Below are 17,123 nucleotides of genomic sequence, written 5' to 3' on the forward strand. Positions count from 1 at the left end.
CCGCCGCTCCCGGCAGGCCGTCATCCCGAAACTAGCGTCCGTGGCCGGCCATCGCAATGGCCGGCTCCGCCTTGGGGGCGGGTTATCAACCGGCTTCCGCTTAAGCGGCGGCCGACTGTTCGTCTGCGGCGGCTTCCTTCAGCTGGATCTGGCCGGAATTGGCGAGCCGGATCGCTTCCTGCGCCACCGCGCGGCGGGCAATCGCCACTTCGCGGGTGTTGATCGAGGCCTGCGGCACCGCAAGGTCCGATTCGATCATGCGGCGCTGGCGCGGGCTGATGCTGGAGAGCACACATTCCTTGATTTCCGCCGTGGCACCGCGCAGCGCCATGGTCAGAACATCCGCCGAAACGTCGTTGAGCAACAGGACGCGGCTGCGCTGCGGCATGAACATGAGGTCGTCGAAGAGGAAGATCTTCGGCTTGACCTTGTTGGCGGCTTCCTTGCTGAGCGTTTCGAGCGAGCTGAGCAACGTGTCGACCTGCGGTTTGTCCAGTTCGTTCATCAGATCGGCAACCTTTGTGGAACCGCCGGCATTGCGCTCGGCTTCGATCTCGTTGATGAGGTTGACGACGCGCTTCTCGATGATCTGCGCGGCTGTCGGGCTGACTTCCTTCATGTTCACCGTGCGGTTCATGATATCGGCGCGCTGTTCTTCCGGAATGGTCAGGAGCACCTTGGCGCCAAAGGAGGAAGGCAGCATGGAGAGGATATAGGCGATGGTCTGCGGATGCTCGCGCAGCAGGAACTTGCCGACGAATTCCGGCTCGGCTTCCTGCAGACGGTCCCAGATCGACGCTTCATAGGCCTGGAAGGCGGCGCGGCGGCCGAGCAGGCTGTCGACCTCTTCAGGGGTCAGGCCTTCTTCGAGAATGCTTTCGATAGCCTTGGCATTGTCCATCAGACCCGTTCCCTCGGTGAACAGGTCTTCGAATTCCGCCACGATCTGCGCGAGTTCATCCGGAGGAATGACACGCAGCGTCTGGGCCGAGGAAATGATCATCTGCAATTCGTGCTGCGTGAAAAACTTCAGCAGCTTGCCGGCGACGCCCTTGCCCATGGCAAGCAGCACCGCGGCCGCCTTGTCGGCCTGAGACAACGGCTTGCCCGCAAGGGGGTTACCGAAATCCTCGAAGTCCATCATGGTCTTTCCTCTCCGTCCCCACAGGGATCAGGCTTTTCGCGTACTCAGTACTTCAATCAATTTTACGCCGAAGCGCGTATCGTCGTCTTCCAGAACCGTTATTTCACCGCGCGCAATACGGCGGCCATTCACCATGATCTCCACCGGCTCGCCGATCTTGCGGTCGAGCGCGATCGTCGCGCCTTCTTCGAGGCTCATCAGCCCCGAAACCAGCATGCGGCTGGTGCCAAGAACGATCTGGACATCGATCGGGATGTCCATGATCATTTCCATATTCTCCGACAGACCGCTGCCAAGCGGCGCCTTCACGCCCGCAACCTGCGGGGCGGCGGCAAAATCGTCCATCGCAAAATCGGCCGCTCCGCCACCGAAGGCGGAAAGGTCGTTGTCTGTCGAAACCTCGTCCGTGCTTCCGAAATCGCCGAAGTCGCCAAAATCGGACAGCGAACCTTCCGCATCCGTCTTGAGGACGCCACGCAGATCGCCGATAGCCTGGTCGAGGTCGGCGCCGTCTTCGAACGACGGCAACGCCACATCATCGGTCACAGGTGTTTTCTTCGTAGCCATGCGCTGATTATTCCCTTTGAAACTTGCGTCAGCCTGCCCAGCCCCTCAAAAGGCGGGCAGGATTTTAACCCATCAAATGTCGTAAAATCTCGTCGTCGGTGCTGACATTGTTCTTCACCCGAACCATGTAGCGGTCGCCGGACTTGCCGAATTCGCAATTATAGAGCTTGGAGCCGTTGGCGCTGACCTCAACGCCGATATCGTCCTGCTTCAGATCCTGGAACGGAATGACATCGCCGGCCACCAGCCTGGAAATCGTCCGCAGCGTCAGCGTTTCGAGCTTGATGCGCGCCTCAAGCGTGACCTGCGATCTCTTCACCTGCTGCGAGATCATATCCATCCATTCCTCCTGCTTCTTCAGCGCCTGGGCTGAAGCCTTGGGGGCGACGATGGAGGTCTTGAGCAGAGGCCGCTGCGGCACGATGAGCGAAAATTCCGAGGAGACCTTGCCGATATCGATCTTCATGCGGATGGTCACGCCGTAAAGGCCGGCGATCATCTCGTCGAAGGCGCTTTTTCCGTTGGCATTGAATGGCGGCTCTATCGTCGCCTCGAAGCCGCCCGGCGCGTTGACGCCCGAGCGCAGCACACCCGCGATGCGGCCGAGAACCATGGCCGCGAGATCGAGCTCGATATGGGAGAGGCTGCGCTCATCCGGCTCGCCGATGGTATCCGGCGATGCGCCCAGCATGCGCTCCATGAGCGCGATAACGAAGCCGTTGCCGACCGTCATCATGAAATTGGGGCACCAGTTGCGCAGCGAACAATCGGCAACCGAGACATTCTGCCCGGCATTGGCGATGAGATCGGTCATCAGCCCCGATTCGGAGCCGACATATTCGACGTCGATCGCGATGCCGGTTTCGCTGTGGAAAATATCCGGCAGGAATTCGCTGTAGAGATGACCGATATCGGAACCGATCCTGGCGATCGTCCTGCGGTCGGAAAGCCCTCCCGTGAGCTTTGCCAGCAGGGCGGTATCGATGACGGGGGCTTTTTGCGCTGCAGCTTTTGCCATGGTCATGCCGCCTTGTTTTCGCCGCCGGGATTCATCATTTCCTGCTCGACGGCGTCGATGGACGGACGTTCGTAGTTGGAGATGGTCTTGCGGCCATATTCAAGCGCGACCTGCGGCACCGAGCCGTTCATGTAGGCGATCAGCGTCTGCTTGACGATGATGTAGAGGCGGTGCTGCTTGGTGCGGACGATCTTGACCTGCGACGCGAGCGGGTTGCAGATCGAATAGGACAGGATGATGCCGAGCATGGTGCCGACGAGTGCGGCGCCGATCAGGCCGCCCAGCACTTCCGGTGATTCGTTGATCTTGCCCATGGCCTTGATGACGCCGAGAACTGCCGCAACGATACCGATGGCGGGGAAGGAATCGCCCATGGTGGTGATCGCATGGTAAGGCTTCAGCTTGTCATGAAGGATGGTCTCGATTTCCTCATCCATCAGCGCCTCGATTTCGTGGCTGCGGGCATTGCCGATGATGATGAGGCGGACATAATCGCAGATGAACGAGGTCAGTTCCTTGTTCTTCAGGACCGAGGGTGCGCTCTGGAAGATCGAGGATTCTTCCGGATTGTCGATGTGGGCCTCGATCTCGTTGCGCGACTTCGTGCGCAGGTCGCGCATCAGCGAATAAAGCACGCCGAGCACGTCGAGATAGTTGCGTTCCTTCGGCACCGAATGCTTGAAGGCCTCGCCGAGCGCCTTGCCCGAGTCCTTCACGACCTTCATCGGGTTCGCCATGATGAAGCCGCCGAGACCGGCGCCGCCGATGATCATCAATTCGAACGGCTGAATCAGCACGTCCAGATGACCGCCCATCGCCATATAGCCGCCGATGATGCAGCCGAAGGTGATTATAAGTCCAATTACAATATTCATTGATCGACCACGCCCGAACAGTGTTCCATGCCGCCATGTCTAGAAAATGTGGCTTGCGTGAACCTGTCCGCAAGACCCCTTTCAAGCGCTTCCAGCAACCAGTTTCGCACAAGCAAGCCGCGTCACTATGCCGGCAAAGGCGGACGTGCGCCTTGAGATCGGGATCAAACGAGAGCGGCGGTTCAGTGACTTCCACCTATACCAGCTACAGACTGATCAGTCAGGATATCGGCAAGTCGCTCGAGCGGGTGTCGCAGCAGCCCGACGTGGCGCGCGAAACCGAATATTACCGCGCGAAGATCGGCGAGGTGAAATCCATCGACGACTTCATGGCCGATACGCGTCTTTATAATTACGCGCTGAAAGCCCATGGGCTCGAGGACATGGCCTATGCCAAAGCCTTCATCCGCAAGGTGCTGACGGAAGGCACGACCAACAAGGACGCCTTCGCCAACAAGCTCTCCGACAGCCGTTATGCGGATTTCGCCAAATCGCTGAATTTCGCGGATCTGGGTGCGGCGGCGACTTCGGTCGACGCGGCCCAATCGGGCATCATTACCAAATACACCCGCCAGACGCTGGAGCAGGAAGCGGGCGACGACAATAACGGCGTCCGCCTCGCCCTTTATTTCGAGCGCAAGGCGTCGACGATCAAGTCCGGGCTCGATTTTCTTGCTGACGATGCGCTCGCACAGGTGTTCCGTACGGCCTACAACCTGCCCGACGAATTTGCCGCGGCAGACGTCGAAAAACAGGCCGCACTCATCGAAAAAACCATCGATATCAAGGATCTGAAGGATCCTGAAAAGGTCGGCAAGCTGCTCGAGCGTTTCACCATCATGTGGGAAATGCAGAACCCCTCGACGACCTATGACCCTCTCGCCGTTTTCGGCTCCTCCAGCGGCTACGGCATTTCCCCGGACCTGCTGATTTCCATCAACTCCCTGAAACTCGGAGGCAAATGATATGCAATCCGGACTATACGTCGCCCTGTCTTCGCAGATCGCGCTGGAGCGCCGTCTCACCACCATTTCCGACAATATGGCGAATGTGAACACGGTCGGCTTCCGCGGCTCCGAAGTGAAATTCGATGAAATGGTCGCCAAGAACCACAATGACATGAATGCCAAGGTGGCTTTCGTTTCGCAGGGCAACGACTATCTCTCCACCCGCCAGGGCGCCTTCGAGCAGACCGGCAATTCCTTCGATTTCGCCATCAAGGGCGATGCCTGGTTCTCGCTGGATACGCCCGACGGCCAGATTTTGACCCGCGACGGCCGTTTCACCATGCGTCCGGACGGCGCGCTGATCTCGTCCAGCGGTTATCCCGTCCTCGATGCCGGCGGCGGCCCGATCCAGCTCAATCCGAATGGCGGCCCGATCACCGTCGGCCTCGACGGCGCCATCAGGCAGAACGAAAACATCGTCGCCACGCTCGGCATCTTCCAGGCGGATTTTTCGCAGGGCTTCCTGCGTCATCCCAATAGCGGCGTGAAGCCCGTGGCCCAGCCGGTTCCGGTGGTCAACAATCACGAGGTCGGTGTCGTTCAGGGTTACCTCGAGCAGTCGAACGTCAACGGCATCTCCCAGATGACGCAGCTCATTCAGGTCAACCGTGCCTTCGAAAGCATTTCTTCGCTGATGCGCGACACCGAATCGACCTTCGGCGAAGGCATCAAGACGCTTGGCGGCGCGCGTTAAGGAACTGAGTGATGACAATGCCGGACCCCACGCTCTCGGCTGAGGCCATTTCACCGAAACTCGCCCAGCTCGCCAGCCTTGCCGGACATTATGCCGATCCGGAATTCTCGGTGGCGCATGGCGGGCACGTCCGCACCATTGCGGCTGGGCACTACACCGTGTCCGGCCTGTCGCGGCATGTGCGGCTCGGTGAATTCGTCGCCCATCGCAGCGCGACCGGCATTCATCTCGGCGAAGTCGTGCGCGTGGAACCGGATATCTGTTACGTCTGCCCCATCGAACCCGGCGAACCGATCGGCATTCACGACACCGTCATCCGCAAGGGCGCCTTCCGTGTCGCGCCCGACGATAGCTGGTGCGGGCGCACCATCAATGCGCTCGGCGAACCGATCGACGGCCAGGGTCCGCTCGCCTCCGGCACCGAGCGCCGTTCTATTTCCAACAATGCGCCGCCTTCGATGACGCGCAAGCGGGTGGAAACGCCCTTCAAGACCGGTGTGCGGGCGATCGATATCTTCTCGCCGCTTTGCCTCGGCCAGCGTCTCGGCATTTTCGCCGGTTCCGGCGTGGGCAAATCCACGCTGCTGTCGATGCTTGCCAAGGCCGACGCCTTCGACAAGGTCGTGATTGCGCTTGTCGGCGAACGCGGCCGCGAAGTGCGCGAATTCATCGAAGACACGATGGGCGAGAATATGAGCAAGTCCATCGCCGTCGTCGCGACGAGTGATGAGAGCCCGATGCTGCGCAAGATGGCGCCGCTTTCCGCCGTCACCATCGCCGAACATTTCCGCGATCAGGGCGACAATGTCCTTCTCATCATCGACAGCGTGACGCGATTTGCCCATGCGATCCGCGAAGTGGCGGTCGCTTCGGGTGAACCGCCGGTGGCCCGCGGTTATCCGGCCTCGGTCTTCACCGAACTGCCGCGCCTGCTGGAGCGGGCGGGACCGGGCGCCGAAGGCACCGGCACCATCACCGCCATCGTCTCCATTCTCGTGGATGGCGACAATCACAACGATCCGATTGCCGATTCGACCCGTGGTATTCTCGACGGCCATATCGTGCTGGATCGCAGCCTTGCCGAAGAAGGCCGCTACCCGCCGATCAATCCGCTCGCCTCTATCTCGCGTCTCGCCAAGAAGGCCTGGACGCCGGATCAGGAAAAGCTGGTCTCGCGCCTCAAGGCGCTGGTGCACCGCTTCGAGGAAACGCGGGATCTGCGCCTCATCGGCGGCTACCGGCCCGGCACCGATCCCGACCTCGACATGGCGGTGAAGCAGGTCCCGATCATCTACGAAACGCTGAAACAGCTTCCGGACGAACCGGCGGCACAGGACGCCTATGCGGACCTCGCAACCGCGCTGCGCGGCGGTGCACAGAACAACCAGCCGCAGGTAAACCCGAGAATGAGAGGCTGACCGTGAAAAAGCAACGGAACGACAATAGCGGCGTCGACGACGTGCAGCCACAGCCTGTTTTCTTCACGCCGGACCGTATTCTGACATGGACAGGCATAGGGCTTGCGGCCGCCGCAGCCTTTTTCCCCTGGTACGTGTTCTTCAATGAAGAAAAATTCGGAATAAGGGTAGCGGGCGGCGACCGCACCCGTGATCTGCCCCATACCGGGCCGCGCGAAGTCTTCAGCGTTTCGCCCATGGCCATGACCAACCGCAACAAGGAAGACACCCCGCCGCCGGCGGAGCTGCCCGACATGCTGACGACGGCGACCGTCAGCGCAGGCGGCAAGGAAAAACAGAACGATCTGGCGGCCGGGATCGAGGACCAGCCCTTCCCCGGCCAGACCTCCTTCCGCCTGCTGCATGTCTCCAACGGCCGTGCCCTGATCGAAGACGGTTCGGGCATGTATATGGTCAGGGTCGGCTCGACCCTGCCGGACAATGCCTTGCTGACAAAGATCGAGCAGCGCAACGGCGAATGGCTGATCGAGACATCCTCCGGGAAAACCTATCGTCCTGAAAAATAGTCCAGCCGCCCTCGAGCGCAAGGCCGCGCCGCCCATCTCGGCGACGAGAAACACCCCACAGCAAAACTCTCGATGATCGTCGCAAAGAGCCCCTTTGCGACGATATTGCATTGACAGCCGTCGGGGATGCTACTTGCGGCTACTTCGCCTGGGCTATTTCCTCTGGTTTCCGGCAAAAGCCGCCGTCACACCAAGGCCGATATAGACGAAACCGCTGACCCAGCGTTCGGCTTTCAGATAAACGGGGCTGCGCTTCAGCCAGCTGCCGGCGGTGCCGGCCACAAGCGCATAGGTTCCATCCGTCAAAATGCCGATCACCGTGTAGAGAATCCCGAGGAAAGCGATCTGCATCGCCACATGGCCCCGGTCAACCTCGACGAACTGCGGCAGGAAGGCCAGAAAGAACAGCGCTGTCTTCGGATTGAGGAGGTTGACGATGAAGCCCTCGCGAAAGATGCGCATGCGGCTGCGCGTCGGCAAACCGCCCTCGACATCGGGAATGTCCGACGGGCCAAAAAGCTTCTTGAGACCAAGCCAGATCAGATAGGCCGCGCCGGCATATTTCACCACGCTGAAGGCGAGCGCGGACGAGGCGAGAAGCGCCGACAGTCCAACGGCGGCAGCGACGACATGAACAAGTGTCGCCGTATGGATGCCAAGGATCGAAACGAGGCCGGCGGAGCGGCCCTGCTCGACCGAACGCGCGAAAATATAAAGGACTGCTGGGCCGGGCACGAGAAGCAGCACCAGCGTGGCGCTGACGAACAGGCCGAGATTGGCCACACTGGGAATTACCAGATCCATGATTGTCTCCCTCCGTTTCCACCACTGTAGCGCTAATATCTGGCTGCGTTCAAGACGGATGGAAACCGCTTCCAAAAGCCACTGGCCGGCACTTGTGGGATGACACCCGGTCCGGCGTGACAGCAGGATCTTGCATGCAATCATTCAAGGCGAAGGTGTGACCTTTTTTCTCCGGCAGACCCTTCTTTGTCCCTCTTCCGTCCCGCCTCCGGCTCCTGGCCTGCGCCTTCCGCCCTCCCCGCAAGTCTGACGCAAGATTAGCCCCGTAGGTTCGGGCCATACGAGATGGAGAAGTCTATGCAACCGATTCAACTGTTCGATCTGGCATCCCGCCAAGCGGAATGGCTGAGCGTGAGGCAGGAAGTCGTGGCGACCAACATCGCCAACGCCAACACACCCAAGTTCCACGCCAAGGATGTAAGCCCTTTCGAAGCGGTCATGCAGGCCACCAGCCAGCAGATGGGCATGGCAAGGACCAACCCTGCCCACTTCGGCGAGAGCACGCTCAGCGACAATATCGCGGTGCGCGACAACCCGGTCAACAACGAGATCGGCATGCAGGAATCGGGCAATTCGGTCGCGCTTGCGGAAGAAATGACCAAGACCGGCGAGATCAAGCGGCAATATGACCTGAACGCCAATCTCGTCAAATCCTTCCATCGCATGATGCTGATGACGGTTAAGAGGTAAGCCATGGATCCCTTGAGTGCGGCGAGCAAGATCGCCGGCAGCGGCCTGGAAGTGCAGTCCACGCGCCTGCGCATCGTCTCCGAAAACATCGCCAACGCCAGATCGACCGGCGACACCCCCGGCGCCGACCCCTATCGCCGCAAGACAGTCACCTTCGGTTCCGAACTCGACCGCGTCAGCGGTGTCGAGCGCGTGACGGTGAAGAAGCTCGGTGTCGACCGCGGCGACTTCGTCAACGAATACGACCCCGGCAATCCGGCCGCCGATAGCAACGGCATGGTGAAGATGCCGAACGTCAACATCCTGATCGAAATGGCCGATATGCGCGAAGCCAATCGCAGCTACGATGCCAATCTTCAGGTCATCCGCCAGACACGCGACCTCGTCGCCTCCACCATCGACCTTCTGAAGGCTTCGCAATGATCGACGGCATCAAACAACTCAGCTCCCTTTCGCTCACGCGCGGCGCAAGCGGCATCTCCTCGCTGACGGAAAGCGTTTTCGGCAGCCAGCAGACAACGCCCGCCCAGCAGACGGGTGCAAGCTTCGCAAGCGTTCTCGGCAACGTATCGATCGATGCGATGAACAACCTGAAGAAGGCGGAAGTCGCCTCCTTTGAAGGCATTCAGGGCAAGGCGAACACGCGTGAAGTGGTCGATGCCGTGCTTTCGGCCGAGCAATCGCTGCAGACCGCCATCGCGCTGCGCGACAAGATCGTGTCGGCCTATCTCGACATTACCAAGATGCAGATCTAGCCCAGCAGGAATATTGACATGAGAGCTCTTGCCATCGCTGCCACCGGTATGGACGCCCAGCAGACCAATCTGGAAGTCATCGCCAACAACATCGCCAATATCAACACCACCGGCTACAAGCGCGCGCGTGCGGAGTTCACCGATCTTCTTTACCAGACCGAGCGCATGCAGGGTGTGCCGAACCGCGCCAACCAGGCCATCGTGCCGGAAGGCGCCAATATCGGCCTCGGCGTGCAGACGTCGGCCGTGCGCAACATCCACACCCAGGGCAACCTGATCGAGACCGGCAACAAGCTCGATGTCGCGATCATCGGACAGGGCTGGTTCCAGATCGAGGCGGCCGACGGTTCGACGCTCTACAGCCGCGCCGGCTCCTTCAACAAGAATGCCGACGGCAATCTGGTGACGATCGACGGTTACAACGTCATTCCGAACATCAATATCCCGACCGACGCGCAGGACATCACCGTCACCCGCACCGGCCAGGTAACGGCCCGTATCGGCAATGCCGCCGAATTCACCGAACTCGGTCAGCTCACCATCGCCAACTTCGCCAACGAGGCGGGTCTGAAGCCGCTTGGCGACAACCTCTTCGCCCAGACGCCGGCATCCGGCGATGCGGTGATCGGCGTGCCGGACGATCCGAGCTACGGCTACATCAAGCAGTCCTACCTTGAAGGCTCGAACGTCGACGCCGTCAAGGAAATCACCGACCTGATCACGGCGCAGCGCGCCTATGAGATGAATTCCAAGGTCATCACCACCGCTGACGAAATGGCGTCGATTGTCAGCAAGAACCTGAAGTAAGAACGGAAAGGCAGGCGAACATGAGGTTTGGCCGGAACAATAGCAGCAGCAGAACGGCGCTTGTCCGTATGTGCCTTGCGTCTGCCTTTTCACTGGGCGCCTTCGCGCCCGCTCTGGCTCAGGCGCCAATGGCGCTCGTTCCCGTGCGCACCATCTATCCGGGCGAGACCATCACGCCCGAACAGGTGAAGCCGGTGGAGGTGACCAATCCCAATATTTCCGCGGGTTATGCGAGCGATATCAGCGAAGTGGAAGGCATGATCTCCAAGCAGACCCTGCTTCCCGGCCGCACCATTCCCGTTGCCGCCTTGCGTGAACCATCGCTGGTGGTGCGCGGTACCAGCGTCAAACTTGTCTTCACCATCGGCAACATGACGCTGATGGCTTCGGGAACGCCGATGACCGATGGCTCGCTCGGCGAAATCGTGCGGGTGCGCAACATCGATTCCGGCGTCATCGTCAACGGCACGGTCATGAAGGATGGAACCATTCAGGTGATGGCGAAATGAGAGTGCTTCGTATCATAGCCGCGGCCATCCTGTTTTCGGCCCAGCCCTTCCTTTCCGTCCCGGCAGCCCATGCCGATACATCCCGTATCAAGGATATCGCGTCGCTGCAGGCGGGGCGTGACAACCAGCTGATCGGTTACGGTCTCGTCGTCGGCCTTCAGGGCACGGGCGACAGCCTGCGCTCCTCGCCGTTTACCGAGCAATCCATGCGCGCCATGCTGCAGAACCTCGGCATCACCACGCAGGGCGGCCAGTCCAACGCCAAGAATATCGCGGCCGTGATGGTGACGGCCAACCTGCCGCCATTTGCCAGCCCCGGCAGCCGTGTCGACGTGACGGTCAGCTCGCTGGGCGACGCTTCGTCACTGCGCGGCGGCAACCTCATCATGACCTCGCTTTCCGGCGCGGACGGGCAGATTTATGCGGTTGCGCAGGGCGCCCTCATCGTCAACGGCTTTTCGGCCCAGGGCGATGCCGCAACGCTGACGCAGGGCGTGACCACATCCGCCCGCGTGCCCAACGGCGCGATCATCGAGCGGGAGCTGCCGTCCAAGTTCAAGGATTCGGTCAATCTGGTCCTTCAGCTGCGCAACCCGGATTTTTCGACCGCCGTGCGCGTTGCCGATGTCGTCAACGCCTTTGCCCGCGCCCGTTATGGCGACCCGATCGCCGAACCGCGCGATTCGCAGGAAATCGCGGTGCAGAAACCCCGTGTCGCGGACCTCACCCGGTTGATGGCGGAGATAGAGAACCTGACGGTGGAAACGGATACGCCCGCCAAGGTCGTGATCAACGAGCGCACCGGCACGATCGTCATCGGCGCGGACGTACGCATCTCCCGCGTCGCCGTCAGCTACGGAACGCTGACCGTGCAGGTAACGGAATCGCCCCAGGTGATCCAGCCCGAGCCCTTCTCGCGCGGCCAGACGGCGGTGCAGCCGCAGACGGATATCATGGCATTGCAGGAAGGCGGCAAGGTCGCCATCGTCGAAGGGCCAGACCTTCGCACGCTGGTTGCCGGTCTCAACAGCATCGGGCTCAAGGCGGACGGCATCATCGCCATTCTGCAAGGCATCAAATCCGCCGGTGCCCTTCAGGCGGAGCTCGTGCTGCAATGATGGAACCTCAGATCAAAAATCCGCTCTCGAATGGCCTCGTTCGCTTCGCCGCCGTTGCCTCGCTGCTTTTCCTGCTGCCGGCTGCCGGCGCGGAAAGCCAGCAGAACGTGGTTTCGGAACTCAGCACGCAGGACGAAATCCAGAAATTCTGCACCAACATCGCCGATGCCGCGCGCGACCAGCGTTACCTGATGCAGAAGCAGGAGCTTGAAAAGCTTCAGGCCGATGTCAACGAGCGTATTGCCGTGCTGGAAGACCGCAAGGCGGAATATGAGGACTGGCTGGCGCGCCGCGAGCACTTCCTCAACCAGGCGAAAAGCAATCTCGTCGACATCTACAAAACGATGAAGGCGGATGCCGCAGCACCCCAGCTCGAAAAGATGCATGTGGAAATCGCCGCCGCCATCATCATGCAGCTGCCACCGCGCCAATCGGGCCTCATTCTTAGCGAGATGGATGCACAGAAAGCGGCAACCGTCGCCGGCATCATGTCTCAGGCAACCGATAAAAACACTTCGAAGGATCCTTCATGAGCACGCGTCGTCTTCCGGCCCTCCTCCTGCCGCTTGCCCTGCTCGCCGGCTGCCAGAACAACCAGACCCTGAAGGAAATCGGCAACGCGCCCGCGATGAGCCCGATCGGCAGCGGCCTGCAATTCAGCCAGACCCCTCAGATGGGCATGTATCCCAAGCAGCCGAAACACATGGCCAGCGGCTATTCGCTGTGGAGCGACAGCCAGGGCGCGCTGTTCAAGGATCTGCGTGCGCTGAACATCGGCGACATCCTGACCGTTAATATCCAGATCAACGACAAGGCCGATTTCGACAACGAGACAGAGCGTAACCGCACCAATGCCAGCGGCCTGAACTGGAAGGCCAAGGCACAGATCTTCGGCTGGACGCCGGATGCGGATTCCAGCATCAAATACGGCTCCGACACCGACACCCAGGCCAAGGGCAAGACCAAGCGCTCCGAAAAGCTGACGCTGCTGGTGGCCGCCGTGGTGACCGGCATTCTCGAAAACGGCAACCTGATCATCAGCGGTTCGCAGGAAGTGCGCGTGAACCACGAAATCCGCATCCTCAACGTCGGCGGTATCGTCCGGCCGCAGGATGTCGATGCCCAGAACATGATCTCCTACGAGCGCATCGCCGAAGCGCGCATCTCCTATGGCGGTCGCGGACGTCTGACGGAAGTGCAGCAGCCGCCGGTCGGCCAGCAGGTCGTCGACCTGTTCTCGCCGCTCTGACGCCGATATGCGAAAGCGGGGCTGAGCCATGGAAAACGAACAGACCGAGGTCAAGAAAAAATCCTCCCCGCTGGTGATGACCATTGCGGGGGTCGCGATCCTCACCCTGCTCGGCGTGGGTGGCGGCTGGCTGGTGGGCGGCATGATCGCCCCCAGGATCGCCGGCGCCGAGGCGCATGCCACGGCTGCCGCCGGCGGCCATGGCGAACAGAAGGGCGAAGGCATCGAGAAAATCCAGGCCGAGGCGAACGGCATCGTCCAGCTCGACCCCATCACCACCAACCTCGCCTATCCCTCGACGAACTGGGTGCGGCTCGAAGTGGCGCTGATGTTCAAGGGGCCGGTCGAGGTCAGTCTGGCAGAGGAAATCCACCAGGACATCATGGCCTATGTGCGCACCGTTTCTCTTCAGCAGCTGGAAGGGCCGCGCGGCTTTCAATATCTTAAGGATGACATTCAGGAACGAGTTGACCTGCGCTCTCAAGGGCGCGTATCCAAGGTCATGTTCCGGACCTTTGTCATCGAATGATTCGATTTCTTGTAACCATCGCCGTCCTCCTCGCCTTGCCGGGCCTTGCCAACGCCCAGCAATTTCCGTCCGATCTGTTCAACACGCAGATAGACGGCTCCGTTGCGGCGTGGATCATCCGCACCTTCGGCCTGCTGACGGTCCTCTCGGTCGCACCGGGCATTCTGATCATGGTCACGAGCTTTCCGCGCTTCGTGATCGCCTTTTCGATCCTCAGATCCGGCATGGGACTGGCCTCGACGCCGTCGAACATGATCCTTTTGTCGATGGCGATGTTCATGACCTTCTACGTCATGTCGCCCACCTTCGACAAAGCCTGGACCGATGGCGTGCAGCCGCTGCTGCAGAACCAGATCAACGAACAGCAGGCCGTGCAGCGCATCGCCGAACCCTTCCGCACCTTCATGAACGCCAATACGCGTGACAAGGATCTGAAGCTGTTCGTCGACATCGCCCGCGAGCGCGGCCAGGAAGTGATGACCGACAATGTCGTCGACTACCGCGTGCTGGTTCCCGCCTTCATGCTCTCGGAAATCCGGCGCGGTTTCGAGATCGGTTTCCTCATCATCCTGCCGTTCCTGGTCATCGACCTCATCGTCGCCACCATCACCATGGCCATGGGCATGATGATGCTGCCGCCCACCTCGATTTCACTGCCGTTCAAAATCCTGTTTTTTGTGCTGATCGACGGCTGGAACCTGCTTGTCGGCAGCCTCGTCAGATCGTTCAACTGACGGGCATTTGTGCCGGACTGACACTCGTTAACCCCGTTTTTTAACCCCGCGCGCCCAAGGCCGTGGGGTTTTCGCGTTTTAACGCTCTGGTTACCAGTTTTGCTAGCATGTGGATAACTATATTTATCAGCTTTTAAGTAACTATTTTCAGAAACATCCAAGTAACCATAAGTAATTCATCACAAAACCAAACACTGAAATTAAGAATTGCGCAATTTTTCGCTGGGAAACTGCAATTCACACGCAGCGTATTTGGTTTCCAGAACGTGATAATTCTGAACCGAGTGGCATGAAGCCGAAACGTTGTGTCCGGTAATACCAAGTCCGGAATGTCCCCACTCCAGTATCTCGTAAAAACAAGGGACACATTTATTATGGCAAGCATTCTCACCAACATTAACGCAATGTCCGCTCTTCAGACGCTGCGTTCGATCTCTTCCAGCATGGAAGATACGCAGAGCCGTATTTCGACCGGCCAGCGTGTAAGCACTGCTTCCGACAACGCCGCTTACTGGTCGATTGCAACCACCATGCGTTCGGACAATGCTGCTCTGTCTTCGGTACAGGACGCTATGGGCCTCGGCGCCGCAAAGGTCGACACCGCCTCTTCCGGTCTTGAATCCTCGATCAACGTCATCAAGGAAATCAAGAACAAGCTCATCACCGCCCAGGAATCGACGGCTGACAAGTCCAAGATCCAGGAAGAAATCACGCAGCTCCAGGACCAGCTGAAGTCCATCACCGACTCGGCTTCCTTCTCCGGTGAAAACTGGCTCAAGGGCGTTATCGGCAAAGCCGCGGCAACGGCCGGCGACCTCGCAACCGGCGTTTCCATCGACAAGCAGATCGTTGGTTCCTTCACCCGCAGCTCCGAGGGCAACGTCAAGGTTCAGTCCATCGACGTCACTCTGGACGGCTCGAACGTTCTCGTCGATGTTAGCGGCAACAAGCAGGGCATTCTCGATGCCGACGCRCTGCGCGCCGACGTCGCAAAATGGAGCGACGGTACTTTCCGCACCGCAACGACCACGCTGGCCAACACTTTCKCGGAAGGCGCAAACGGCGTCTGGAGCGACGGCACGGACTTCTACAAGCAGGTCGGCGAAAACAAGTGGCTGCAGACAACCGACGCCACTGGCGCAACGCTTGACGCTGCTGTTCCTGCCGCACTGACGACGACCGCAGCCGTCTATGCTTCTGGCACCTCGGTTGTCAATCTGGACATCACCAAGATCGACACCATGAAGACCGCCTTCGGCCTGGGTGCGACAGCAACCAGCGAAGACGTTCTCGACCAGCTGATCTCGCATGTTGATGGCCAGCTCGAAGCAGCAACAAGCGCTGCCGCAAAGCTGGGTGCCGTATCTTCGCGACTGGACATGCAGCAGAACTTCGTTTCCAAGCTGTCCGACTCGCTCGAAAGCGGTATCGGCCGTCTCGTCGACGCCGACATGAACGAAGAATCCACCAAGCTGAAGGCTCTGCAGACGCAGCAGCAGCTGGCGATCCAGTCGCTCTCCATCGCAAACAGCGACTCGCAGAACATCCTGTCGCTCTTCCGTTAAGAGACGACGTCTCATAGCCCTTCGGGGCTGGGGGATCCAATATCGAGACCAGGTGCACGGGGGCTGACCGGACATCTGGTACGATGGGAAACAAATGGTTGGAGGCTGAGCCGACCATACAGACAAAAGGCCGCATCTTTGAGAAAGGATGCGGCCTTATCTGTTTTTTAAGGTCTTTGCTGTATGCGCGCGCACGCGCGATGGTTGAAAAATTAAATCAAGAGATGTGCATTTTTACCCTCAGCTTAGGGCTTCATTAACCAAAGCGGGATTAGTTAAGGCCATCGAACGGTGAGCTAACCATTTAAAAATCAGCCGGTTAGCAGGCATGACGCTGTGCGCCGTTCCCGGTGAGACCGGAATGTCCCTTCTTTAATCAGCCATTCAAGGGGCACATCTATCATGACTAGCATTCTTACCAACATCGCGGCTATGTCTGCTCTCCAGACGCTGCGTTCCATCGGCCAGAACATGGAAGCCACTCAGGACCGCGTTTCCTCCGGCCTCCGCGTCGGCGAGGCTTCCGACAACGCCGCTTACTGGTCGATTGCGACCACCATGCGTTCCGACAACGGCGCTCTTTCCGCAGTTCAGGACGCTCTCGGCCTCGGCGCCGCAAAGGTTGACACCGCTTATGCCGGCCTCGAATCCTCGATCGACGTCGTCAAGGAAATCAAGAACAAGCTGGTTGCTTCGCGCGAAGCAGGCGTAGACCGCGCCAAGATCCAGGAAGAAATCACGCAGCTTCAGGACCAGCTGAAGTCCATCACCGACTCGGCTTCCTTCTCCGGTGAAAACTGGCTCAAGGGCGTTATCGGCAAAGCCGCAGCAACGGCCGGCGACCTCGCAACCGGCGTTACCATCAACAAGCAGATCGTTGGTTCCTTCACCCGCAGCTCTGACGGCAACGTCAAGGTTCAGTCCATCGATATCGCTCTGGACGGCTCGAACGTTCTCGTCGATGTCAGCGGCAACAAGCAGGGCATTCTCGATGCCGACGCGCTGCGCGCCGACGTCGCAAAATGGAGCGACGGTACTTTCCGCACCGCAACGACCACGCTGGCCAACACTTTC

20 protein-coding genes and 1 pseudogene are annotated in these 17,123 nt (G+C 59.7%); 16 read left to right on the top strand and 5 right to left on the bottom strand.

Annotated features, from left to right (window positions below; all coding sequences use genetic code 11):
- Positions 1–100 precede the first annotated feature (100 nt).
- The 4 genes from fliG to motA all read right to left on the bottom strand — a co-directional run bounded on the left by fliG (position 101) and on the right by motA (position 3,604).
- A complete protein-coding gene (gene fliG, locus QD336_RS05145; RefSeq protein WP_269341992.1) occupies positions 101–1,144 on the bottom strand; it encodes a flagellar motor switch protein FliG in 1,044 nt (347 codons plus the stop codon).
- A gap of 27 nt (positions 1,145–1,171) precedes the next feature.
- A complete protein-coding gene (fliN, locus tag QD336_RS05150) occupies positions 1,172–1,711 on the bottom strand; it encodes a flagellar motor switch protein FliN (protein ID WP_269341990.1) in 540 nt (179 codons plus the stop codon).
- Positions 1,712–1,775: 64 nt separating this feature from the next.
- Entirely contained in the window at positions 1,776–2,735 is a 960-nt protein-coding gene (locus tag QD336_RS05155) for a FliM/FliN family flagellar motor switch protein (protein WP_499169666.1), read from the bottom strand.
- A complete protein-coding gene (motA, locus tag QD336_RS05160) occupies positions 2,732–3,604 on the bottom strand; it encodes a flagellar motor stator protein MotA (protein WP_004439982.1) in 873 nt (290 codons plus the stop codon). Before motA ends, QD336_RS05155 begins: the two co-directional genes overlap by 4 nt.
- Positions 3,605–3,789: 185 nt before the next feature.
- Here motA and QD336_RS05165 point away from each other — a divergent pair, with 185 nt between their 5' ends.
- From QD336_RS05165 to QD336_RS05180, 4 genes are read left to right on the top strand one after another with little or no spacing between them, the layout of a single operon-like run.
- Positions 3,790–4,569 carry a DUF1217 domain-containing protein gene (locus tag QD336_RS05165; protein ID WP_269341985.1) on the top strand — a complete coding sequence of 260 codons (780 nt, stop codon included), beginning with the start codon at positions 3,790–3,792 and terminating at the stop codon, positions 4,567–4,569.
- 1 nt (position 4,570) lies between these two features.
- Positions 4,571–5,305, top strand: a complete 735-nt coding sequence (gene flgF / locus QD336_RS05170) for a flagellar basal-body rod protein FlgF (RefSeq protein ID WP_269341983.1) — start codon at positions 4,571–4,573, stop codon at positions 5,303–5,305.
- 11 nt (positions 5,306–5,316) lie between these two features.
- The gene (gene fliI / locus QD336_RS05175; protein ID WP_269341981.1) at positions 5,317–6,723 is read left to right on the top strand and encodes a flagellar protein export ATPase FliI; all 1,407 of its coding nucleotides are present in this window, start codon (positions 5,317–5,319) and stop codon (positions 6,721–6,723) included.
- A 41-nt stretch (positions 6,724–6,764) separates the two neighbouring features.
- Positions 6,765–7,289: a hypothetical protein gene (locus QD336_RS05180; protein WP_269342426.1), complete on the top strand. Its 525-nt coding sequence runs from the start codon at positions 6,765–6,767 to the stop codon at positions 7,287–7,289.
- 153 nt (positions 7,290–7,442) lie between these two features.
- Here QD336_RS05180 and QD336_RS05185 read toward each other — a convergent pair whose 3' ends face one another.
- A complete protein-coding gene (locus QD336_RS05185; protein ID WP_269341979.1) occupies positions 7,443–8,093 on the bottom strand; it encodes a LysE family translocator in 651 nt (216 codons plus the stop codon).
- 297 nt (positions 8,094–8,390) lie between these two features.
- Between QD336_RS05185 and flgB the strand changes: the two genes are divergently transcribed.
- The 12 genes and pseudogenes from flgB to QD336_RS05245 all read left to right on the top strand — a co-directional run.
- A complete protein-coding gene (flgB, locus tag QD336_RS05190) occupies positions 8,391–8,783 on the top strand; it encodes a flagellar basal body rod protein FlgB (RefSeq protein WP_269341978.1) in 393 nt (130 codons plus the stop codon).
- Between the two features lie 3 nt (positions 8,784–8,786).
- Complete coding sequence (gene flgC / locus QD336_RS05195; protein ID WP_003503422.1) at positions 8,787–9,206, top strand: flagellar basal body rod protein FlgC; 420 nt, start codon at positions 8,787–8,789, stop codon at positions 9,204–9,206.
- On the top strand, positions 9,203–9,538 hold the full coding sequence (gene fliE / locus QD336_RS05200) for a flagellar hook-basal body complex protein FliE (protein WP_269341976.1): 336 nt from the start codon (positions 9,203–9,205) through the stop codon (positions 9,536–9,538). Before flgC ends, fliE begins: the two co-directional genes overlap by 4 nt.
- Positions 9,539–9,556: 18 nt before the next feature.
- Entirely contained in the window at positions 9,557–10,345 is a 789-nt protein-coding gene (flgG, locus tag QD336_RS05205; protein WP_269341974.1) for a flagellar basal-body rod protein FlgG, read from the top strand.
- 20 nt (positions 10,346–10,365) lie between these two features.
- Positions 10,366–10,854, top strand: coding sequence for a flagellar basal body P-ring formation chaperone FlgA (gene flgA / locus QD336_RS05210; RefSeq protein WP_269341973.1), 489 nt, complete (start codon positions 10,366–10,368; stop codon positions 10,852–10,854).
- Positions 10,855–10,916: 62 nt separating this feature from the next.
- Positions 10,917–11,972, top strand: a pseudogene (locus tag QD336_RS05215) (flagellar basal body P-ring protein FlgI); the annotation flags it as partial.
- Entirely contained in the window at positions 11,969–12,505 is a 537-nt protein-coding gene (locus QD336_RS05220) for a MotE family protein (protein WP_269341969.1), read from the top strand. The pseudogene QD336_RS05215 and the gene QD336_RS05220, both read left to right, overlap by 4 nt.
- Positions 12,502–13,221, top strand: a complete 720-nt coding sequence (flgH, locus tag QD336_RS05225) for a flagellar basal body L-ring protein FlgH (RefSeq protein WP_269341967.1) — start codon at positions 12,502–12,504, stop codon at positions 13,219–13,221. Before QD336_RS05220 ends, flgH begins: the two co-directional genes overlap by 4 nt.
- 28 nt (positions 13,222–13,249) lie before the next feature.
- Positions 13,250–13,750: a flagellar basal body-associated FliL family protein gene (locus QD336_RS05230; RefSeq protein ID WP_269341965.1), complete on the top strand. Its 501-nt coding sequence runs from the start codon at positions 13,250–13,252 to the stop codon at positions 13,748–13,750.
- The gene (gene fliP / locus QD336_RS05235; protein WP_004439940.1) at positions 13,747–14,484 is read left to right on the top strand and encodes a flagellar type III secretion system pore protein FliP; all 738 of its coding nucleotides are present in this window, start codon (positions 13,747–13,749) and stop codon (positions 14,482–14,484) included. The genes QD336_RS05230 and fliP overlap by 4 nt, the downstream gene beginning before the upstream one ends.
- A gap of 374 nt (positions 14,485–14,858) precedes the next feature.
- Positions 14,859–16,049 carry a flagellin N-terminal helical domain-containing protein gene (locus QD336_RS05240; protein ID WP_499169671.1) on the top strand — a complete coding sequence of 397 codons (1,191 nt, stop codon included), beginning with the start codon at positions 14,859–14,861 and terminating at the stop codon, positions 16,047–16,049.
- A gap of 402 nt (positions 16,050–16,451) precedes the next feature.
- On the top strand, positions 16,452–17,123 hold a 672-nt coding region (locus QD336_RS05245; RefSeq protein ID WP_499169673.1), incomplete at its 3' end, for a flagellin N-terminal helical domain-containing protein.

It is taken from the genome of Rhizobium sp. BR 250 (assembly GCF_047445855.1).
GTDB classification, from domain to species: domain Bacteria; phylum Pseudomonadota; class Alphaproteobacteria; order Rhizobiales; family Rhizobiaceae; genus Agrobacterium; species Agrobacterium tumefaciens_I.